The 21,458-nt window shown below is 52.9% G+C and carries 22 protein-coding genes and 1 pseudogene; 9 read left to right on the forward strand and 14 right to left on the reverse strand.

Annotated elements, in window-relative coordinates; genetic code table 11:
• Positions 1–184 precede the first annotated feature (184 nt).
• From HU754_RS04065 to HU754_RS04075, 3 genes are all read left to right on the forward strand, one after another.
• Positions 185–577, forward strand: a complete 393-nt coding sequence (locus HU754_RS04065) for a DUF6957 family protein (RefSeq protein WP_225919960.1) — start codon at positions 185–187, stop codon at positions 575–577.
• A gap of 42 nt (positions 578–619) precedes the next feature.
• Positions 620–1,066: a hypothetical protein gene (locus tag HU754_RS04070; protein ID WP_122680841.1), complete on the forward strand. Its 447-nt coding sequence runs from the start codon at positions 620–622 to the stop codon at positions 1,064–1,066.
• Between the two features lie 90 nt (positions 1,067–1,156).
• Positions 1,157–1,540, forward strand: coding sequence for a hypothetical protein (locus HU754_RS04075; RefSeq protein WP_186621053.1), 384 nt, complete (start codon positions 1,157–1,159; stop codon positions 1,538–1,540).
• 112 nt (positions 1,541–1,652) lie between these two features.
• Here the strand turns inward: HU754_RS04075 and HU754_RS04080 are convergent, their stop codons facing one another.
• Both HU754_RS04080 and HU754_RS04085 read right to left on the reverse strand, forming a co-directional pair.
• Positions 1,653–2,207: an HNH endonuclease signature motif containing protein gene (locus tag HU754_RS04080; protein WP_186621051.1), complete on the reverse strand. Its 555-nt coding sequence runs from the start codon at positions 2,205–2,207 to the stop codon at positions 1,653–1,655.
• Positions 2,208–2,239: 32 nt separating this feature from the next.
• A complete protein-coding gene (locus tag HU754_RS04085; protein WP_177114167.1) occupies positions 2,240–2,938 on the reverse strand; it encodes a helix-turn-helix domain-containing protein in 699 nt (232 codons plus the stop codon).
• Between the two features lie 234 nt (positions 2,939–3,172).
• On the opposite strand from HU754_RS04085, the gene HU754_RS04090 reads away from it, so the two are divergent.
• Both HU754_RS04090 and HU754_RS04095 read left to right on the forward strand, forming a co-directional pair.
• Positions 3,173–3,898, forward strand: coding sequence for a hypothetical protein (locus HU754_RS04090; protein WP_127649281.1), 726 nt, complete (start codon positions 3,173–3,175; stop codon positions 3,896–3,898).
• A gap of 83 nt (positions 3,899–3,981) precedes the next feature.
• Positions 3,982–4,563, forward strand: coding sequence for a hypothetical protein (locus tag HU754_RS04095; protein WP_186621049.1), 582 nt, complete (start codon positions 3,982–3,984; stop codon positions 4,561–4,563).
• 71 nt (positions 4,564–4,634) lie between these two features.
• Here HU754_RS04095 and HU754_RS04100 read toward each other — a convergent pair whose 3' ends face one another.
• From HU754_RS04100 to HU754_RS29350, 4 genes are all read right to left on the reverse strand, one after another.
• Positions 4,635–5,111 (reverse strand): hypothetical protein, encoded by a 477-nt coding sequence (locus HU754_RS04100; protein ID WP_127649284.1) that lies wholly within the window; start codon positions 5,109–5,111, stop codon positions 4,635–4,637.
• Positions 5,108–5,317, reverse strand: coding sequence for a hypothetical protein (locus HU754_RS04105; RefSeq protein ID WP_127649286.1), 210 nt, complete (start codon positions 5,315–5,317; stop codon positions 5,108–5,110). The genes HU754_RS04100 and HU754_RS04105 overlap by 4 nt, the downstream gene beginning before the upstream one ends.
• A 191-nt stretch (positions 5,318–5,508) precedes the next feature.
• Positions 5,509–6,189 (reverse strand): competence protein CoiA, encoded by a 681-nt coding sequence (locus HU754_RS04110; RefSeq protein WP_070994350.1) that lies wholly within the window; start codon positions 6,187–6,189, stop codon positions 5,509–5,511.
• Positions 6,190–6,356: 167 nt separating this feature from the next.
• Positions 6,357–6,866, reverse strand: coding sequence for a DUF7693 family protein (locus tag HU754_RS29350; protein ID WP_225919961.1), 510 nt, complete (start codon positions 6,864–6,866; stop codon positions 6,357–6,359).
• Positions 6,867–7,138: 272 nt separating this feature from the next.
• On the opposite strand from HU754_RS29350, the gene HU754_RS04120 reads away from it, so the two are divergent.
• The 4 genes from HU754_RS04120 to HU754_RS04130 all read left to right on the forward strand — a co-directional run bounded on the left by HU754_RS04120 (position 7,139) and on the right by HU754_RS04130 (position 10,775).
• Positions 7,139–7,546, forward strand: coding sequence for a hypothetical protein (locus tag HU754_RS04120; protein ID WP_186621047.1), 408 nt, complete (start codon positions 7,139–7,141; stop codon positions 7,544–7,546).
• An 18-nt stretch (positions 7,547–7,564) separates the two neighbouring features.
• On the forward strand, positions 7,565–7,780 hold the full coding sequence (locus tag HU754_RS29355) for a hypothetical protein (protein WP_225919962.1): 216 nt from the start codon (positions 7,565–7,567) through the stop codon (positions 7,778–7,780).
• Positions 7,781–8,299: 519 nt separating this feature from the next.
• Entirely contained in the window at positions 8,300–8,467 is a 168-nt protein-coding gene (locus HU754_RS04125; protein WP_010203399.1) for a hypothetical protein, read from the forward strand.
• Between the two features lie 94 nt (positions 8,468–8,561).
• Positions 8,562–10,775 carry a hypothetical protein gene (locus HU754_RS04130; RefSeq protein ID WP_186621045.1) on the forward strand — a complete coding sequence of 738 codons (2,214 nt, stop codon included), beginning with the start codon at positions 8,562–8,564 and terminating at the stop codon, positions 10,773–10,775.
• A gap of 336 nt (positions 10,776–11,111) precedes the next feature.
• Here the strand turns inward: HU754_RS04130 and HU754_RS04135 are convergent, their stop codons facing one another.
• The 8 genes and pseudogenes from HU754_RS04135 to HU754_RS04170 all read right to left on the reverse strand — a co-directional run bounded on the left by HU754_RS04135 (position 11,112) and on the right by HU754_RS04170 (position 21,394).
• The gene (locus HU754_RS04135; protein WP_186621043.1) at positions 11,112–11,672 is read right to left on the reverse strand and encodes a hypothetical protein; all 561 of its coding nucleotides are present in this window, start codon (positions 11,670–11,672) and stop codon (positions 11,112–11,114) included.
• Between the two features lie 66 nt (positions 11,673–11,738).
• A complete protein-coding gene (locus tag HU754_RS04140) occupies positions 11,739–12,245 on the reverse strand; it encodes a hypothetical protein (protein WP_186621041.1) in 507 nt (168 codons plus the stop codon).
• Positions 12,242–14,371 carry a site-specific integrase gene (locus tag HU754_RS04145; RefSeq protein WP_186621039.1) on the reverse strand — a complete coding sequence of 710 codons (2,130 nt, stop codon included), beginning with the start codon at positions 14,369–14,371 and terminating at the stop codon, positions 12,242–12,244. Before HU754_RS04145 ends, HU754_RS04140 begins: the two co-directional genes overlap by 4 nt.
• Positions 14,368–16,809: a tyrosine-type recombinase/integrase gene (locus HU754_RS04150; RefSeq protein ID WP_186621037.1), complete on the reverse strand. Its 2,442-nt coding sequence runs from the start codon at positions 16,807–16,809 to the stop codon at positions 14,368–14,370. The genes HU754_RS04145 and HU754_RS04150 overlap by 4 nt, the downstream gene beginning before the upstream one ends.
• Before the next feature lie 332 nt (positions 16,810–17,141).
• Positions 17,142–18,404 carry a tyrosine-type recombinase/integrase gene (locus HU754_RS04155; RefSeq protein WP_131672202.1) on the reverse strand — a complete coding sequence of 421 codons (1,263 nt, stop codon included), beginning with the start codon at positions 18,402–18,404 and terminating at the stop codon, positions 17,142–17,144.
• Between the two features lie 121 nt (positions 18,405–18,525).
• Positions 18,526–19,050 (reverse strand): annotated as a pseudogene (gene nadE / locus HU754_RS04160) (NAD(+) synthase); the annotation flags it as partial.
• Positions 19,051–19,054: 4 nt separating this feature from the next.
• Entirely contained in the window at positions 19,055–20,278 is a 1,224-nt protein-coding gene (pncB, locus tag HU754_RS04165) for a nicotinate phosphoribosyltransferase (RefSeq protein WP_093430192.1), read from the reverse strand.
• A 213-nt stretch (positions 20,279–20,491) separates the two neighbouring features.
• Positions 20,492–21,394 (reverse strand): LysR family transcriptional regulator, encoded by a 903-nt coding sequence (locus HU754_RS04170; protein ID WP_095047312.1) that lies wholly within the window; start codon positions 21,392–21,394, stop codon positions 20,492–20,494.
• Positions 21,395–21,458 lie beyond the last annotated feature (64 nt).

The following is a 21,458-nucleotide window of genomic DNA, read 5'->3' on the forward strand; positions in this document are numbered from 1 at the left end:
TCATAACACGCCTTATCATCCTCATTATGACTGGTTTGAATTCTCGGCATGATTTCGATGCCGGCGCGTCCTCAGGCAGAGCTGCGCAAAGGGTGCACTGGATCGGGAAATTCAGGCCGAGACGAGCGACAAGTCCAGAGATTGAATTGTCAATTTCCTGGTTATTAATGAAAAAGGAAGCCGTATGGCTAGCATCGAAGAACCCGATTTCATGAAAGGGCCACGTACACCACTGGAAGGCCTGTCCAGCAGCTCTGATGCACGAGCGCTAGCGAACCAACGTTTTCCCGAAAAGCCTTACTGCTTGGTTCGAGATTGGACAATATTTCGCATTGAAGTCACTCGCGACGAACTCTTCAAATGCCATGCAGCGGGCCAGCTCCCGATGATCCTATTTGCTCACAACGTGGCAGAGGACAGCCAAGGCCGTTTCGAACGCGGCGATTGGGTTCGTTCAAGCATGTGTATCGGTTTCCACGACGGGGTTGCGTTCGAGACTAGAAACTCTGTTTACGTATTGATTGGCCCTGGTCATGAACAGCTCGCAAGCCTGAAAGACGTTTTCTCCCTCTTTTAACCTGCGCTCTATATCGGAGCCCCTCCAGGCCAAGGACATACGATGTTTAGAACACACGACGCCGACATGCTGGGCCTACCGGGCATGTTCGGTGAGGGTCAGTACCAATGGCATCAGGTATCCAAAGTGCTTCGTAATCACTGGTATCACGTAACTGTCCAGGCCATGTACGAGGACAGAACTTCAGAGGCGGTTCTGATGATCGACAGCGAACCACGGCTTCAGCAACTGCTGATTGCCCAAGACGCTGAGACGATCATTACAGAGGTACAAGTAGTCACTCCCGCCCACATGAATGGCACGGGAGCTTGGCGGATGGAGAAACTGACCAAGGTGACGCTTGGCGAAGACCAACACGAGTGTGTTGTCTGCCTGCTGGAGGTCGAGACAGGCTCCAAATATCACAGCTCTCACCAACCTGGCTTCAACACTGATGTGCTGAGCAATCTTCGTCCGATCTATCACGCGAACATGATTCGTACAGCCTGAGATTTACCAAGAGTCCCGCACGATATCAGCGCAGATGGTTCCGTGTGGATTTCCTGGTAACGCCATACGGGCTGCGAAAGGAGCGCAATTATGCTGAACACTTTGGATGTAGATTTTCATGGAAAACGACATACAGATTTCGATCTCGCACGAATCCTAAAAGCACAAGCGCAAGGCTTCGACAAACCGATAACAGCCTATCTCTGCGGAGTATCCATAAAGGCTCGTGCTGGATTAGGCGTCGTGTTTGGTCACAACCGTAAAGACCAATATGGACGGTTCGGCGACGGTCACATGATCCGGACTTCTGACGTCATTAAGGCGGAGCGCGAGGGCCGATTTTGGGTACTGACCACAGAGAACTCACGCTACGTGATCGCGACGTTTCAGCGCGGCAATGGGCGTGCGAGCCTGCGAGATTTTCTACGTATTTCACAGGGGCAGCACCATTTCACTCCACGAGTGTTGCAGTAGTGTCGTTTTCCTTGTTCGCTAGGGGTGAGACGGGGATTGAGTGGGCTTGACCAGTGACTGCGTTCGATCTGACAAGCCGATAGTGCATTCTTAGACATCAGGGCTGGCCGTGTCATGAGACCGCAGTCATAACCACTGACGGGGTGACTGCCCCCTCAGGAGCAGTATCGATAACAAACTCCCCCTGAGCGTATGCAATACTCAACACTATCTGTTCTTTGGGACTGACGAACAGAACCGTTTCACGCTTACCCAACTTGATTGCTCGCTTAAGCTTGTTAACACCAAAGAGTATCTTGAATCCATGCTCCGCCAGATAGCCTATGACGTCTTCATCACCGCAGTTAGCGTGCTTCCTGACGTTATCAGTTTTCGTGATCACTCTCAGATTCCAGGGTACATGCAACCCGCAAACATGCTTACCTTGAAGAGGAATGATGTGATCAACGTCATGCTTACTACCTGTCATTACTGAAAGCCGCTTGGCCTCAGTGTAGTACGCGTCAATTGCCTCATGGTCAGCCCAAGACGGCGTGGCGTTCTGCAACGCTATTCTCCGCTTCAGGGCATTCCACTTCAGAACGTCCTTGCGCCTCTGCACTCTTAGCAAGGCATCTACGTCTCCTGCGGCAGCCCGAAGGACGTCATCTCGTTCGAACTGTCGCATGGCGTCGATTAAGCATCCTTTGGCGGTTCCGGTCAGAATGGAAAATCCAGTTTTTTCTGCACCGCAAACTCGCCTGGTGCTTTTCCTCGTTCGAAAGCAATTAAATACGACATCTGGACGGTCAAGGGCTTCGCCTCTGACTGCTCGCCAGAAATCTTCAGATGTACTTTGCGAGTCGCATATTGAATTGATACCTCAAGCCCTTGCAGCTCATTGATCAGCTCCTGCATCTCGTCGTAAACGGCAAATTTGGCGCTTTCTGAATAATCGCTGGCGCAGTCCCTATAGTCGCGAAAATAGTCCACGAGCGACGCAAAGACCTCGTGGGCATCACGCTGCATTTCAAATCCGGGTTGGGAAATATCTACTGTGGAGCTTTCTGCAAGCTTAGCGAGCTGGTGTCCAGTCGACAGAGGCAGCGCCGGTAGTGTGATGTAGTCGCGCTCAATACGGGCTTTCTCTGCTCTCAACTCCTCTTCTGAGGGGATGTCGAAGGGCTTGTTGAAGGCATCGATGTCTTCGATCTCGAAAGCAACTGCGAGCGCACGTCGAGTATCAGTGCTTGCCGACTTGGCATTCTCAACGCGTTGTACAGTCCGTACGTTCAAGCCTGCAAGCTCAGCCAGAGTCTCCTGTGACCATTGAAAAATCTCCCGCATTTTGCGGATGAGTGCGGCAAATTCTTCGAGGCTCAACACGCGAGGCTGGCTAGACGAGGTGTTTGTATTCATTTTCAAGCTCCATGAGATTGTCGGTACGGCTCATGATGAAGAAGCTGCTGATGACACAACACGACAGGAACCCGACAGAGAGCAGACAAGTCCTGAGGCCTTACTGAGGTCTCGATGAATTGGGGTCGGCTGCTGACACTTGCACCTCTTTGCTCAGCGTAGTCGTGATACCGTCCTCCGAGCCCGTGATCCGAGTGTAGGCCGGGAATGACAATTACCTACTAGGACAGCGAAATGGACATTCGGTACTTCCTTGAACAGCGGCTAGCTTTTATCAAGCAGCTTTATCTGAATGGGGCGAGCCCGTTTGACGACCGCAAAAGGAAAATTGAGAACGAAGAAGCCCCCTTCATCCCGCCCTATAGCGAAGATGGAGAACCTGCATATTTGAATGAATGGCTAGAAGCTGATTCATCAGTGCAGGTGCTGGGTAGCGCATGCTTATCAATGATTGCAGCGTCACTACACTTATATCTAAAAGAATGGGAGCGTCAGCTTGGGCCTGCTCCAGGGCCTTCACTCAAATCAGAATTCAAAAATGGCGGATGGCCAAATGGCTACAGAGCATTCTACCTGGCCCATGGTTCAGACCGGTTTGAGGATGGCCCATTCGATTTCGCTTTGATTGAAGAACTCGTGCTGGCGAGGAATAGCATCCAACATCCCGACTCCCTGATCTTCGAAACATCTCGATATTCTGACGATGCGCTCCAGAAGATGCCAAGCCCATTTTTCGTGAGTGATCGAGAGAAAAACTTGATTGAGGACGCAGATGACGAGAGTCGGCAATGGCTATATCGCCCCCACATTCACATCACTACCGAGAAATTTCTGCACGCTGTTTCACAGGTCTCTGCATTCGTGAAATGGCTAGAGGATCAAGGGGAGAACATCTTGTACAAGCGTTATCTTGAGCGAAAGCGTCAACGCGAGATAGACGCTGGCTCCAATTCTTTTTAGCCCCAACCGGAAGCAGTTTTGCCGATTGAATCTGAAGCAACGGTTGGTCAGAACGAACGCAAATGACCGACAAGGTCGAATAAATGCCCAAGGGATCCTTTGTGCCTTCAACCTTAGTAAACATTATTATCCGCGACCGTGGCGCGGAGGCCTATTCCGATTACGCAGGGTTCCAGATTACCGATCCCGATGTAATCGTTAGCGCCGCTATGCAAACGCTCGAATCGATCCCTCCATCATTTGGTTCTTGCGTCATGGTCAGTGCTGGCTTCAATGCCATTCTCAAATCTCAAGGGATACCCGCAGTTGTCGTCCTGGGAGACCTGCTGATTAACGGCCAGTATGCTTTCGAATGCAGGGGGAACATTCCAGGGGCAACCTACGAGGGAGAGTTTGTGGACGCCAAATGGGACGGTCACGCCTGGGTAATGCTCGCAGGTGTCCTCTGCGACCTGTCGATCTTCCGAAGCGCCTACGCCACTAAAACGCCAAGCAACCTCAAAACCTTCATCAGCCAGCAGTTCGGTGAGGGTAAGGGAGCACTGATGTGTCCTCACGATAGCTTGCCGGTCGGCATGGAGTTTGTGCCCAAATTTGCGCTCAATGACGATCAGATTCTGGGGATTCTGGACGGTTTGTCCAGGCAAGCACTTGAGACTAAGTGACGAAATTCGAGGCGGCATTCACGGCTGAGTCGGGAGCTGAATACGGCTAGAAAATAAGGGCGGCGTTGACATCAGTGCGAGATTAGCCAGGCTTCCATTTTTTGCAGTCTGCCCATTTCGAGAAGCTTCGGTTTTCCTAAATCTAAAAGCATGAGTAGCTCTTGCCTGCACTCTGGTGATGGAAACCATTCAGCGACCTCGACATTGCAGTGCCTGGACTCACTCAGGGCCCATTTCACAACCATGTCCGCTGCTGCTCGGTAGTGATCCGCCATGAAGAGTCGTCGCCCCTCTGCAAACCAACCAAGCTTGGCTAGTTGTTCAGTGACGTCAATGACGCCCGCGTGATCAAAAAAACCGGTGGTGTCTGGATAGTGAATACCTGCCAGAGACACCTTCGCCGCCCCTGCTTCTCGGTCAAAGTAGGACAGAAAATGCCACCCACCTGTAGTGCTTCCAGCGTGCGGAAAGTTGATCGCGGCCTTGCCAGTGATGTAGTGCGTGCGGGAAACGCGTTTGAGATCAAAATCGAACAGTGGCTGCCTCATGGGAGCTTTTTGAGCCGGGCTAGACCCTGTTTGATATGACCAGCGTTCTCACCAATTGTGTAGAGCGCGCCACGAACGTTGTCCCCGACCTCCGCATGCCCCTGGGCTTCGACCTGGAGGGTCAGCTCCATGAGAGCAGCTTCAAGGGCGAGCTGATTTTGGTACATCCTTTCCAGCACATCTGATAGCGAGTATTCACTGGGCATCTACATGGACTCCTTGATGTCGACCCAGCATAGCTCAATGATGAGTCAGCAAGTGTCTTGCGGGTATAGGCATACCCTGAGAGCACCTTATGAGCGTCCCGTCCCTAAGTAGTCTCAAGGTGTTTGATTTGCAAGCTAGAACAGCAAGAAGCCCGAAGGACAGAGATGCCCGCTAGACACTTGGTCGGTTTTTATTGATCCGCCGTACCGGATTTGTCAGAGGCCGGGCCTCCATTGAAGCTAAAATCGGTGGTGCCGTTGGTGATCCATTCGACCAGCTTTTCCTTGTGTGTGTAAGCCACCACTCCACGTTTTTGAGTCGGATCGAATCTTAAGACGCGCCATATACCGAAATCGGGGCCGAAGTCGATGAACACGGGTTTGGAAACCCACCAGCGAGCAAAAAGCTTGCTGCGGGAATGCCAGCTAAATGAAGCCAGTCCATTCTCCGACACTTTTGACAAACCCATTCTGAAGTTGTACCTGTCGAACTCAGTTCGCGTGCCATCGATCACCCAGATCATATTTTGATAGTAGTTTTGCCTCGCGATTACCTCTTCAGGATGTATCGTCGATCTCTGAAACTCAATAACCATCCCTGAAGGCGTTCGGACATCTGCTATATGTCGCTCCCCTGAAGACGCTTGCAACACAACTTCCTGCCACTCGGTTGGGAACATATTCTTCCAATCGCGATGCCATGCCGTTTCCGTTTCCCACCACGGATCACAATTGTCCAAACGTTTATGAGCCCAATGCCAGACGACATGGTTCCCGCATTTAGCGACGGTCTGGGAACCACAAAAACTGCAAACACCACGTGCTTTTGGAGTGGCCTCTACACGAGCGCCTTCAAGCAATGAGTATTTCATTTTCTTCCTTGATGCTAAAAATGGGGGGCGGCAGCTCTTAACTTCCTAGTCGGCAGTACCTTGTAACTCACAGGACGAAAGACAAATATCTGAGCACGGAAGTCGCCCTAGCAGCCTGGCAGGCCTGCGTTAATGTCTAAAGAGGCGGGTGGCGGAGGGTGCCCCACTTAAATCGCCTTCAGGAGACGCTCAAGCGTTTGATGCTCCCATGTGCTCAGCATAGCAATGGGATCTGTGCCAAAGCGATTTCCCGAGTCTAATGACCAGCGCCGTCCGTCAGGGCTTATGCACTCTTCGCAGTAGCCCAGCTCATCGCGGTCGTTATGAATAGACATTCGCCAACCTTCGACATTAACTTTGAAGCGCTCCGCATAAATTTCTTCCCATCCCCTCTCGCAGGCTCTGACCATAATTAGTCGCCCAAGAGCTACCTCCCTCAGCACTTGGCTGACCTCTCGCGCTGAGAGTGGAGCCTCTTCGGCAGCGCCATCTAGCTGCGACGAACGAGCTGCCGCTCTGGCCTCCTTCAACAATTGCTCAGCGTACATAGCCGGATCATCATCTGGCAGCGGGTAGCCTGCAGCAGATAGAGCTTCGGCGCGCTCTTCAATGAGCAGACGCTCAGGATCGCGAACCGTTTGGTAGGCTCTGCCTAGTACGCGTCGAGTTGTGTCCATTCCCGGCTCCCCAGAAGGCTGATGAATAAGAGCGACTAAATTACTTTTAGAACGATAACAGAACGCTTCGAATAGCGATGCCGAGCTCCGAATCATGAGGGTAGGATGCGTTGCGATCTATGCTTCCCATAGGCTCAGACACCAAGCAAGCGGAGCGCGCAGGCGTGAGGGATGCGAGCCCGCAGGGGCGAGACACGCCTTGGCGGGGCTCGATTCACAGCAGCCTGACGCCGCAGGCGGCACGCCATCAACGCCAACAAGAGGTAACTCAAATGCCCGACGATGAACTCTGCGAGTTGGAGGCCAAGAGACGAAAGGCTTTGTGGATGCTTGCGAATATATCTCCAGGCGATTCGAAGGCGTTCGATGCCTTATCCATCCTTGATGACCTTGACCTTCAAGAGCGAAAAGACTCCCCTCATGCTGACAAGGCACCTGAGCTCAACCAGCTTCGGGATTGTGTAACCGTGCATTATCACCACTCCGGAATCGACATCATTTTGGAGCAGACTATCCCCCAGCCCTGGAGGGAGCGCTTCAATCAGGCGAGTATCGGGTCGACCAGATTGTTAGATGGGCCTTACGCTGCGGACTGGTATAAATTCCTGGCTTGTTGGGAATCAGAGATGCAGCACCTCAAGGCACACAGAGCTGCCTGCAGTGAGCCCAAGCTGGATTGATGCAGACGGAGAATAGATGTGGAACGGGACAACGATGACACCGTGTATTGCGACATCCAAATGCCGGTGGCTCAAGGGCGTGAGCTATTGGCGTTAGTGAATGCCCTGCGAGAGTCGAAAGCTCATCCAAGTCTCGACAGAGTTTTTGAACACATGCAGGACGAGCTCAGCACCTCAATCGACATCGTTAAGAATCCGCCATCGTGGGGCCCATGGGGGCCTACGCATAACTGAGCCTTTAGTCGGCTATCCTTTCCATTCAGACGAGCAAAACGCTGAGTGGGAGCATGGAAGACTCAAAAAACGTCGCTCCGGCGCCCTATAACGGGGCGAAAATAACGGCAAAATACACTTTAAGTGGATGATTGCCATATGCCATACTCGGTTATCAACGATTTTTCGGCCAGCTTGGCCACCTCCCTGATGGAGGTTTTAGTCGCTATGCTAACGACTAGCAGGAGAAGAGCCTTAATGGCGTTCCTGAGAAGCAGAGCTGTGACGGGGCTGCCGTTTGCCGAGTTCTGAAGGCTGCTTGTTTATTGAACCTTGGGGCTTTCGCCAAGTCTGAACTTTAGTCGTAAGGCCGCTTGTCGGCTGACGGCAGGTACTGCTTGTGAAGCTTGGTGAACGAGCTCGATAATCCGCACCGCTGTTGCTAGCGAGGCAGTATTACGTTTTTTTCCATTGAAAGCAGTGGTCGCGCATTGGAATTCGTTGATGCACCGTGGAACAAAATTCTTAGAGGATGGAGCTATGACTCTTGAGCGTATGATCGAAGAGGCCCGTAACCGTAACGGTTCTCATGAAGCCAGCCTAAAGGCGGCTCGTGATCGCATGGCCGCGACTAACCACCGTCTGGCACGTGAATTCGCTAAACAAGAAGTCACTGCGACGCTGCTTGCCAAGACCTGCAGCCTCTAATAAATCCCTTCATCCGAAAGCAGCCTAATGGGCTGCTTTTTTTTGCGCGATCACAATGACTCCATACCTCATCACCAGCTTCGAAGAGGCGACGATGGCAGCGTTGATTCATGAGCCATACGGCTATGATCACGCTGACATCTTCAAAAAACCTCAGATCAAGTACATCTATAACTACCTGAAGTCCTTCATGCCCGAGATTCCGAAGGGTAAGAAGACGGTAGGAAGCATCCTGCTTGAGCACGAATACATCGACCGAGACTTCCTCGAGGACTACTCGCGTTTTTACCTGGGGCGTTTCGGCAACGATGGCTACAAGTGCGCTCGGCTTCACTTCTTCAGTTGCGATCTGACTCACAAGCGGCTCGACGCTCTACTGGCGGGTGACGTGGGAGAAATGTTAGATGATGCTGAGGATGACAATGCTGTAAAAACTCTAGAGCAACTCCAGTCGCACTACCTCGGTTTCATGGTTATCAAACCGCTCACCAGGACATTCGTGGGGAAAACCTGCCTTCGTGTCAGTGGTGACCGAGGTGTGGGCAAGAAGAAAATTGACAAGCCTTATGATGTGAATCTCTTTGGCATCAAGCTGACAATCGACTCAATTGCATTCCAAGAACAGGACAAGGTGGTTGCCGCGTGTGCTACCACCGCCATTTGGACAGCGTTGCACAGTTCGCCTGGTCGTAGTGTTAAGGACATTAAATCCTGCAGTGAGATCACCACCGCCGCCCTGAATTTTGTGGACGGTTCCAGTAATGGATTCCCAAATAAAGAGCTTACCAATAAGCAGATCCAGCGAACGCTTGATATTGAGGGGCTGCGATATCACAACAATAGCCTTGAGGAATCAACTCCTGAATCTTTCCGAGAGTCCCTCGTTGCTCACATTAATAGCAACCTGCCCGTCATTTTGACGGGAAAAGTATACGGCGTGGAACCCAACGAAGCTGGTGAGTACGTCAAAGCTGGGCACGCAATTACCGCCCTTGGTTATGACTTCCGGGGTGATTCGAAATGGGTATACGTTCATGACGACCGACTCGGGCCGTACGCACGAGCAGAAATGGTCATGCTTGACGAATTTTTCGGGGAATCCACTCCTGAGGCCGTAAAAGGTCGTTGGGGTCTGGCGATGTCCATTCGAGAACCGGATGCCACTAACTGGGTGGCTCCCCATGAGATTATTGTTCCAGATATCTCGATCATCCCGGCAGATAGAAAGACGCGCATCGACTTCAAGTTCGCTCATGGCACAGCAGAGCGTATTCGTGATCAGGTATTGGGATACCTGGAAGATGAAATGTGTCCTCTGCTTGAGATCCCGGTTCCTTCGGTCAGGTACGAGATCAAACTAGCATCGATTGCTCAAGCGCGAGACGATGTCCGTAAACATTACACCCACCGCAAGGTCAATGACGTGTTGGGTACTTACACCCTCGATGAAGAGAGAGTGATTCGCTGGCGTAAGGAAAAACTCAGTTTCTTGACTGGCAGCCTCGCACGCTTACAGTGGCAAATTGATGTCTACTGGGATTCCGAGTGTGCTTTCCAGGTGTTCTTGGATGCGACTGACATTCCCTTGGGCAACGCTGTATCTGGCATTTACATTCATGACCCAATTTATGCAGATGCGATGCTGGCCGGCTTCAAGGGGCAGGAGAGCCAGATCGCCGGTCTAGATGATCAGCACTTCTTCCCGGCGTTCACCAGGGCTGTGAAGCAGCGCCGAGATGACTACGAAAGTCATCTCAATAGCATGTATGGGACATTGCGTGCGCCCAACCACATTAAAGAGAACGAGGTCTCGCGGAACGGAAAAGGCACCAACAAGACCGCGAAAAAATTCTGGGATCCGCAACAAATCCGTTTGGTTGATGTTCACGAGGCCTACAAGAAAGTGGCCGATTCAGTGGCTAACGACCCATCCTCTGAGAGTAAGCTTATCTGGGCCATAGGTAAGGACGGCGTGTTATTCGTCGCTGAGGACATTCCAAAACCTGATGAGCTCGGTCACCCAAGTATGACTGGGATGCAGGCCGCTCGGATTGCGGGAGAAATACGGCCAAAGGCTGGCTATTGGGAGGTCAACTTCTTCTCTGGAAGGTACAGTGGTGATTACGCCGATATAGAGAAGACTCAGTTTCTTACAAACGCCGTGTACAAAATTCAGTCACTCTTCCCGTATGACAAGTTTGAAGCTTTTTACCCTTATGCCCCTTCCTCCCAAGGTCTGGTTTCGCCTGATCTAGCGGCACAGGGAGGCGGTGACGATACGGCGGAACCCGCTGCTGTGCTCGCTTAATCCGAATAAACCCGGCTTCAGGGCATCGCCCTCGGTCGGGTTCACTCCTATCAAGCTGTTCACCGCACTGGTGAATGCCCTTTTCTCAGCCTGCATCCAATCTGGGCGTTTATCCCTTCAGAAAGCCAGTGCCAGACTCACGTTTGACTTTTCAATGGATCAGAATGTGCGAGCTACAGGCACTGTCCAGGGAGGAACTGATCTCTGCATACCGCAAGCGGAGCGCGCAGGCGTGCGGGATGGAAGCCCGAAGGGCCGAGACGCAGGCTTTGCCAAGGCTCGGTTCACGACAGCCGCTACCCGCAGGGGCACGCCGTGACCGAAAACTCAGGGTCATCAGAGCTCCGCATTCCATGCATCCATAGCCTCGCTCACAGCCGCGTACCACTGGAGATCATCGAGCTGTAGGGCATTCGCGATTTGCCTGTTGGTATTGCCGTCGACCCAAGTCGGGAGACTCTCCATGGCCTCTGTGAACAGACTGGCTGTAGCGACAGCGAATCGCCCCGTACTTGTACAGTGGAGGCACACGTAGCGCACAGTAGCGCCGCTCTGCAACCGACGCCAAGCCACCACCTCGATACAGTCTATGGCGCTCACCGGGGCCTCTACGGTGGAACTCACTAACGGCTCCACCTGGGCATCTTCCGCTGCTCTGAATGATCGGTTAGGCGCTTCTGGCCTGTGGACAAGATGCTTCAACTGCTCACGCGAGGCGACTATCTGGTCGCGCAGCTCTTCGGGGTCGATAGACATGCCGCCCCGGTCGGTGACCGAAAGGGTTTTCAAGCTGTTCGTTGCCAGGATGAACTTGCGTTCTCGCGCTTTCTCCCAGTCAGGGCGACGGTCGTGGTTTATAAAGCACCACAGCTTTGCGAGGAGATTCAATAGGAGCATCTGCTGTCTCAACCGTACAGAAATACTGAATTAGAGAGTCGTAGTAACCGGGGAGAATACTGTGAGCTATCTATTCGGCTTTCGTTGTCCGCTGGCAATTTCCTGCTCCAATACATCGACCATGTTATGTAGCTGCTGATTCTCATGGTGCATCTCGTTGATTTTATGAAGCAGTTTTTGATTCTCTTCCTTGTAGTAATCACGCGCCGCTGCTGTCTGCTTGATCGTCCTCGCCTGCGAAGCACTGTCAGCCCTCGCATCTTGAAGCTGAGTAAACCAGTAGATGATTTCCAGCCTGCTTCGCTCCAACTGCTTCTCGGGTGAGCCAGATGCTGCTTTTGCTGCAGCGTGCTCTTTCTTCTGCTGGGCACGTTTCGCCTTGATCTCTTCGATTCGCGCTTTCGGCCATTGGCGGAAGTAGAGGGTGTTCCGATGCACATTAGCTAGCTTGGCCAGCCGGCTTATGGTGGCCGGAATGGACGGATCCTTTGCTATTTTTTCCAGCGCTGCATCAATCGCCCGACTGACAGCCTCAAAGTTTTCCTCATTCTTGGAGTCATAGGCGCTGCTCATACCAACATCTCGATGCCCAGTTGAAGGAGCACCCCTTTGGCCTCTGAAATTGCGAGCTTCATTTGCTCGATGGACAAGGTAGCGTCATCTGAGTCTCGCAGCTCCGCATAAGCTGCTGCAGGATCTGTCTCATACCTCCTGAGTGCTAAGGTATTTTGGACGTAGATTTCTTGCCACTTTGGCGCATTAGCTTCAGTTACCACGGCATTCTTGCAGCGGTTGGGGTTACAGCGCAGTGAACCGATGCAAGGAATTGAGGGATCGTCCAACTCCGTTGCGTTGCCATAGCAATAGCCTTGGCCCACATTGATTACCGCGAAATTCAGCTCAGCCATTCGCTCAAAGATTTCTTTGTTCGAATAGCCGGCCTCGAGATAACCCTTAAAATAGTTTTCAAGCCGAGCACGATGCGCGGGAGCATTCTCGCCTGCATAGCCCCCGGCGGGATTCAGGGAATTCATGATGAATTCCGTCTCGGCATGCACTCGACCAGGAGCATCTGGGCCACCACCTGACGTAAGAGCCTCACCAATACCGCCATAGTCAATCGTGACGGTGCCTAACTGACTCCAGCGCACATCTTGGCCGATGGTGCTGGCATGGTGACCAAAGTGTTTGAGCTGATAGGACATGAACGGCAGGCCCACGGCAGCCCTGAGCATCTGGTTCGCTAACGAATGTCTGAGCGTGTATGGCGATACTTCGATCTCGTCATACTCTTCTACGGTTAAGGTTTTAGACAAAAATGCGCAAAGCTGATGACCTAGCCCAGACCCGCTCAGCGAATTCGCCTCATGCTGCATGCCCGGCTTGATGGTATTCATGTTCGAGAAGAGGTATGGATTCTGCTTGAACCGGTTCAAGATCTGCAGTGCCTTTACCGCATCCTTGACGATTGGAATTGCAACCCACATATCGTCGAAGAGTTTCCTGACGGCCTCTCGATTTTTGATGACCCTGCTGGTGATGAGGTCGTGTCCAAATTCGTCGACCGTCAGACAGTTATCAATCAAGCAGCCGGAAAGCTCGGACGGCCTCATACCGGTGTACTGACCGATGATGTAGCTTGCGCTGTTGCTGATGTGTGTCAGGTACTCATACAGGTCGTTGTCCATCGGGGCGCGAGTCAATTTACACAGCGCTTCTTTGTCCTTGAGCATGCCAACGTTTTGAGTCGACCAAAAAACAGGCTCTAGGTTATACAAGTAAGGCTCCACTTCGAGTCCTGTATAGCCGCGCGAGGTCAGGCGTATCGCCACATAAATGTCGTAATTTCTCCGCGTGATCTTGGCTTTCTTAGCCTGGTCGTAGCCCATCATATCGAGCCGGCTCAGCGTATCCTGATCCGAGATGTCCTCTTTCAGCGCTTTAAGGAAATCTACAACTGCGAAAGAACCTTCTCGGGAGCTCTTCTCGAAAATTTTGTTGCTGAACCATTTGCTCCTGGTACGGGTTTGTTTATTTTTGACGCTGTTTTGCTTCCACCCAAGATTCTCCAGGTCGACGTACACCAACGGCCTGGGAAAAAGATTTTCGACAAGGAAGTGAGACCTGAGAACCTGGAAACCATTGAGCATCACTCCCCGGAATGCTCGGTCGAAGACCTCAGCCTCAGTCCGGTAATCTTGTTCGGTAAAGTCTGCGAGGCTGAAATGCGATCCTTCGAAGAAGCGATCCCCATGCTCCACTCGCTTGCGTGCGCACATCTGATTGATAAACGGGATCACAGACTTGAAGATATCCAGCACGGTATGGGGTTTGTAGCTTCTAGGCTTCTTGGTATGGCGAAGAGCTCCAGGGATCTCCAACATGCAAAGGATAGCGATCTTCAGTTCGAAAAGAATTGTGCTGTTCAGGCTCTCATAGATTCCGAAGTCAATCCGGGATTTTGAGCCCTGTATGTCTCTTGCCAAGATATGAGATTCACCGTTGAAGTCCCAGATCGTATTCTTCACGAGGCTCAACTTGCTGGCAGGAAGGTTCATCAGTGCGGCGAGCAACTCAAGTGCGTTCACTCCATCGTTGGAATGAGAGGTAACCACAATGAGCTCATTGCCTAAATAGCCTAAGAACCGCTCACGCACCGCTTTGATTTTGTAAATGAGCGTATCGAATCCAAGGATCACAGGGACACTGCCTCAATCATCGGGTTAGTGACGATGTGCTCTGCCAACCGGCGAGCCTCCTCCAGCTGTTCCGCCGTGAACCCATGCTCGGAGGGCGTGAGAATGCTGTTCAGTACCTCGAGATTTTCACGGATGACAGTGCCGTATGGTGTTTCTGCGACATTGCTGGTGGACATAATCGAAATGTAGTCCCACTGCATCGCAAATAGGTCTGGCAGGTTGGATACGGTGATGATGGAGTTGCTGCATGACAAGCACTTGTTCAGCAGCGAGCACTTATTGCCTTTTTTGTAGCTCGGCAGCTTTGTGATTTCATCAGGAGGATTTAGGGCGTCCCTGCAACTGACCAAGCCTGTCTTAATGATCACCGGTGACGAACTTGTACCTGGGGTACTTGGCTTGTGCTTGGTCGCCGATTTAGCATCCTGGATGATCGTACCTTTGTGAATCTCGGTAAGAGCTTTGGAGTTGACCTCTCGAGCCGTCTTGTTGAATTCCAACTTATCGAGATAATTGATAGTGGTTTTGTGGGATCCGTGACCAAGAATCACTTGGATTTCCCTGATTGAGACGCCCTGCTCAACAAGATCCGCCACAAGACTGGGCCGGAGTCGAGAAGCCGAGATATTCAGATCCTCACCTCCCTCAGTTTTGAGATTGTGATCCCTGGCAAACTGGTTCATCACATTGTTGATAAGTGTGGAGTTTTCGAACGACTTCACCTTCCTGAATTCGCTTTGTTTCTGGGACTCGTAAATAAACAGTCTTTCTTTGACAGAGCATTCGGCGAGCTCTCGAATGTGCCGAGTCAGATGAACGACCTCGCTGAAGATCTTCCTGACCTCCATGCTTTGTGCCCTTGTGAGCCACGTCCAATCCGCGTACATGAGATCAAGGTGAAGAACCTTCCCTCCCCCTGACCGCTCTTTCCAATACCGAAGATAAGGCCGTTGGGTCAGTTCGTGGCTCTCTACGAAGTCATCGACATCCAGGCTCTTCAGAGAGTCGGCGTTAAGGCCTGTTACCTGCGCCAAGCGAGTAATGTAAGGGGCAATCGTCCTAGATGTTATTTGGTAGATTACCCCCCAACTGGCATAGGTTTTCGCGACCCCAAGCCCCCCGATTCTCAGTAAACGTGCGAAGCCCTGCTCGTACTTGCTCTCAGCATCCGCCGACCACCTGCTGATGGGCCGACAGTCGAGTTTGCTCTCGAAGATCCACCGAGCGTTTTCTAAGGTGGCCATACCTTTGACGATGTGTCCATTCACGTCCAACGGATCACAGCCGCCATGGAAGGAGACATACTCCTTCGCCAACTCGTTGGTCTGTTGCCGTTCCATGTCACAGGCTTGCTGGATCGCCGTTCTTGTAAACTTAGGATAAGGGCGATACATATCGGTCTGCCGACCGGTGTCGAATCCCTGCACATCGATAAAAGATGTAAGGCCAAAGCCTCGAATTTTGACAGTGCGCTTCAACATTGAGCGGACTGCGGACAAAACCCCATTTGCATAATTCGACGTCAGGGTGCCCGATTCCATTTGGTCGACAAGGTACTTCCTGAACCGCGTTAAGTAGTGGGCCGTGACATATTCACGAGGATCCTCACCTCCCTTGAATCCTACCTCGGTCAAATGCATAGCCATCTGCCGGAAGCCGTCACTGTAGTTTTGCTGGCCGGATGAGGATTTCGACTTCATCGACGCGGCGGCGAACATATGCAGAAGCTTGTTGAAGGGGCGACCGGAGTTTTCCGCCAGATCTCCGAACTTCGAGAGTCCGACAAACCGGAGCTCAGAGAGCGCCTTGGTAACAGAGTCTTTTGGCTTTGCTTCTTGTTTTTTTTGCCTGGCTTCAGTCGCTTGCTCTTTGCCGTTCTTGTAATCAGCATTGATTACGCCAAGGTTCGTCAGGTCGAGGAGGATCTCTTGGAAGGTTTGTTCAACGATGGAGAAATTGGCGCGAGCCTGTTTCAGGTTTTTCATGCCGTCAACCTGGTAAAGGCTGGCTTTCGACGAGATGGTATTGCCGAACCTTGGGATGTTTCGCTTCTCTGTCTCACTTAGGTTTTCGTACCAGCAGAGAAGTTTGCGGCGCCACTCATTCGCGATTGAGGGGTGGTCGGGGATCACGATCTTTTCCTCGATCATTCGCTGGATGATTGAGTCGAGGATGTCTTCCCTAGTGTTGAAGGTGTTGCCGCTCGTTTCCAACTCTTTTAAGAGATACGTGTAAGCCGGCCTCAGCTTTCCCCTTTGAGAAAGCTGCACGTTCAAGAGAGATTGGCGGCTGCTTTTGATCCTTGTGGCCCAAGTCTGAATCGCCACAGTGACTTCGGATTTCAAACGTTTCGGGCGTCTGGCTTGGCTGGGGAGCTCGGCTTCGGTGTGAGCATGAGCCGCTGCTAGCTCATCGGGCGAATGATGAGTAGTGCTCATTTTTGGCTTCTTTGGGCGTACAGGTGGGCACAGAGCAGCATGAGGGTTCCTCCCGGTTGGTAGCCGGAAATGAACACCATAGCGAAGCGATGGTCAAGCAGGTTAAGGTAAAAAAACCATGTAAATCAATGATTTAAGAGTATTCTGTCAGCATACCCTTAAGCTAAGTCGTTGTCCTGCCGGGCTTTTTCGTCGCTATGTCGTGCCCAACTGCGTCAGAAATTGCTGGGGAGTTTTTACGGACGAAAGTCATGGACTACGGCGAGGTCGCTGGTTTGTTCAAGTGATCCGTTCAGCGTGGAAAACTGTACTGGCGGGTGTGGTCTGAGATATCACTTTCTATCACCGGTTTTGATTCGTTTGGTCGTCCGCTCGCGCAGTACCTGCATCTCTCCGCATTTGGTCTTGATGAGTGAGTCAGGCTTGCAGAGCTTTTGGTAGATGTCATGAGGGATCTGGGTGTAGCCCTCAGATGTCGTGGAGTGGCTGTGACCATGCCCTATCGAAAGCATTCCGAGGCGCTCGAAATAATCCTTTCCCAGATCTGGGCTTGTGAGGAGGAGGTACGCCGAGCCATGCCGAAATTTGTGCGCCGAGATCTTTCGCTTGGTCTTCCCAGCCTTCTGGGCCCGCTTGCTTACACGCTCAATAAGCTTTTCAACGCTCTTGGTGGTATAGGGCTTCCCATGTGAATTGAAAAACGCAGGCGTCTTACTTGGGTCTCTTATCCGCTGGCTATGTCGGTGGTAGAGCGGTGTTCTGTGATAGTTCTCGATGCGCTCCAGGGTTGTCCTACTGACGAGTGTTATCCTAGGCTTTTTTGCATTTTTTCTACCCTTGCTTCCCAAGATATGCAACGGACTGTAATCCGCATTCACCGGGATATTACTGTCAGCGGAAACATACTGGAGCTTCTGGTACTCAAGTGCATTGCGGATGTCCTGAAGCGTGATATGAGGCAGCTCAGACTCTCGAATGCCAGAGTCGTATATCAACTGCAGCATGCACCTTTCTCGTTCTGAGTGTGCATGCAAGATCAACTGTTCAAGCTCAAGCATGCTGCACGGTTGGACGATTTCTTTTGTGTGTGCCTTGCCAGGACGAATCGGCCCGTGCTCATAAGGATTATCAGTCCGGAGAGGTGGCTGATCGTTAAGGCTGATGCTCAGGTGGTTGCTGAACAAATGATTGTATGCAGCATCTCGACCCTGCACTGTCTTGGGGGCTAGGCCCGCAGCATCCAGACGACCCAAGTACACTTCGAGATTACCTAATCCGATACTCAGTAGGAGGTCGTCTCTGACGGTGGTCTCGTACTCAGGCTTTCTCCTCTGGTCATCTAGCAGGTAAGAGATACGCCTTGCATAGGACACAACGGTTTTGTCCGCGAGTAAGGTGTTTCTGTAGTTCCGGCAAAGGTAGGAGGACACCAAGGGCAGAAGCTGTTCATCGTTACCGATCAACGCGCACCCTGTCACTTTCACGCTTGGTTCACTGCCCTCTGGCTGAGCTAAGAACTGCTCACGGTATGGGCCGCTGGCGAGGATTGAATTGCTAAGGTCGAGCTCTCTTTCTCGTACAGCAACCACTTTCATGATCTGACGCCCCACTCATCAACTCAGGATGTTTGGTGTGGAGTATGACTCACGGATCAGATTCTGGATGGACTTGAGGCGAGTGCGCTAGTGATTGTGCACTTCAGTGTAGGGGGGTAGAAATCACCGCTTCCGCCGCATGATCGGTACCGATCACCAGACCGTGCGCCGCGCCGGCGATGGTGTACTGCGCCACCATGCGCATCCGCGCCTTGGTGTTGCCCAGTACGAAGTCCACCGACACCGCGTGCTTGCCTTCAAACGCCGCGACTTCACTGGCCAGCGACTTCACCGCCGGGCCGATATTTACGGTATGGCGCTCGTCCGGCGCGATGAAATCCACCGAGGCCTGGGCGTCGTGTTCGTCAAACTGGGTTTCGTAAGGCAGACGCACGGCGATGAATTTGTAGCTGTTGTCGCCGGTCTGGTCGCGTAGCTCGCGCATCGCCCGCTGGGCCAGCAGGCCGGCGGTCAGTGAGTCGACGCCGCCACTGATGCCCAGCACCAGCGTCTTGAGCCCGGAATTGACCAGGCAATCCTGAATAAAGGTGATGCGCCGGGCGACTTCGGCCTGCAGGGCCTTGTGGTCGGCGAACGGCGGTTGCACCTTGAGCTGTTCAGCAATCTCACGCTGTACGGCTTGCATGAATTCACTCCTTGCTAGATAGACTGGAATCGGCAGGAACCTGGAAAACGTGCCGCAAATAGGCGACAAAATTCGGGTCTTTACAGTGGGTCTTGCCTGGCTCGTCGGAGATCTTCGCCACCGGTTGGCCGTTGCAGGCGGTCATTTTAAGCACGATGCTCATCGGTTCGACACCCGGAATGTCACAGGTGAGGTTGGTACCGATGCCGAAGCTGACGTTGATCCGCCCGTGCAGCGCACGGAAGATCTCCAGCGACTTGGGCAGGGTCAGGCTGTCGGAGAACACCAGGGTCTTGCTCATCGGATCGATGCCGAGTTTGTGATAGTGCGCGATGCATTTTTCGCCCCACGCCACAGGATCGCCGGAGTCATGGCGCAGGCCGTCAAACAGCTTGGCGAAGAACAGGTCGAAGTCGCCGAGGAACGCATCGGTGGTGATGCAATCGGTGAGCGCGATCCCGAGCAGGCCACGGTATTCGCGAACCCAGCAATCAAGCGCGGCGATCTGGCTGTCGATCAGCCGTGGACCGAGTTGCTGGTGCGCCATGATCCACTCGTGGGCCATGGTGCCCAGCGGTTTCATGTCCAGCTCGCGGGACAGGTGTACGTTGCTGGTGCCGACGAAACGCCCGGGGAAGTCGTGTTTGAGTACATTCACCACTTCAGCCTGCACGCCATACGAAAAGCGGCGGCGGGTGCCGAAATCGGCGACCTGCAGTTGCGACAACTCGTCGGCCGAGGCGTTGGCGGTCAGCCAGTCGAACTTGCGATAGAGCTGTTCGCGCGCTTGTTCCAGCACGGTTTCGCGGTAGCGATAGCGGTTGCGCACTTCGCTGACGATCGCCAGCAGCGGCACTTCGTAGAGAATCACATGCAACCACGGCCCGCGCAGACGGATGAACAATTCGCCGTTCTCGATGCCGGTGTGCAGATACCGCAGGTTAAAGCGGAACAGCCCGAGAAAGCGCAGGAAGTCCGGCTTGAGGAAACTGATGCGCTCGAGAAAGCTCAGTTGATCGGCGCTCAGGCTCAGTTCGGCCAGACGCTCGATCTGAAAACGGATCTCGGCCAGATACGGGCGCAGATCTTCGCTATTACGGCAACGAAACTCCCATTCGACTTCAACGTTGGGATAGTTGTGCAGCACCGCCTGCATCATCGTCAGCTTGTAGAAGTCGGTGTCGAGCAGGTTCTGCACGATGCGATCGGCAAACACGCTCTCGCTCATAACGGGGTCTCCAGGTGCGCCGCGCCCGTGCGCGGTCTCAATCGATGGCGCTAGTGGCGCATATCAGGGACGAAGATTGCCAGCAATTTTTTAGATCACCGCAGAACCCTTGTCGGAGCGAGCCTGCTCGCGAAGGCGTCATTTCAGTCGAAATGGGTATTGAATGTGCCGGCCTCTTCGCGAGCAGGCTCGCTCCCACATTTTTCAATCGGGTCAGTCATTCGGGCTATCGATCTGCTCCAGCATCCACTTCACGAAATCCCGTACCTTCGGCACTTCCGCCGCATGCTCCGGGTATGCCAGGTAATAGGCATCGGTGCTGGGCATGGCATGCTCAAAAGGAATGACCAGTTTGCCGTCGGCCAATTCCTCCTCCACCAGAAATCGCGGCAACAACGCCACACCGCAACCAACCTGCGCGGCACGGATGCACATATAAAAGGTTTCAAAGCGCGGCCCGTGATAGCTGTGCTCGGTCTGATAACCCTGACTGTCGAACCAGTCGTGCCAGGCCTGCGGGCGCGAGGCATTTTGCAGCAGGACCAGATCGGTGAGTTGCGTCGGATCAGTAAACGGCTTATCAGGCAGGCTGCCCGGCGCGCACACCGGCACCAACTCTTCGCCGAACAACTTCAGGCATTCAGTGCCGGGCCGTGAACCCTGGCCGAAATAGAACGCCAGATCGCTGCGCCCTTGCAGCAGATCATCCGCTTCCTGCTCGTTGCACAAGTCCAGATGAATCGACGGATGGCGTAGCCGCCAGCCTTTCAGGCGTGGCACCAGCCAGCGCGCACCGAAGGTCGAGGGCGTCGAGACGCGCAGGACTTCGGTCTCGCCGCCGTAGGAACGCAGGTAATGCGTCGACATCTCCACTTGTGTGAGGATTTTTCGTACTTCAACCAGGTACAAATCCCCGGCCGGGGTCATCTGCAAACGTCGACGCACGCGGCGAAACAATAAATGCTGCAACAGCTCTTCAAGCTGCGCGACCTGTTTGCTCACCGCACTCTGGGTCAGATTCAGTTCCTCGGCGGCGCGCGTGAAACTGAGGTGCCGGGTCACGGCCTCGAAACACTGCAGGGCGGTGATCGAGGGCAAGTGGCGTTTGTTGAGCATGGCCGATCCTTTTCTTGTCTTTCTGTGCGCAGCATGAATAAACGGAATGATATCTCGCGTAAAG

Origin of the sequence: Pseudomonas zeae (assembly GCF_014268485.2) — a bacterium.
In the GTDB taxonomy this organism is placed as follows: Bacteria; Pseudomonadota; Gammaproteobacteria; order Pseudomonadales; family Pseudomonadaceae; genus Aquipseudomonas; species Aquipseudomonas neuropathica.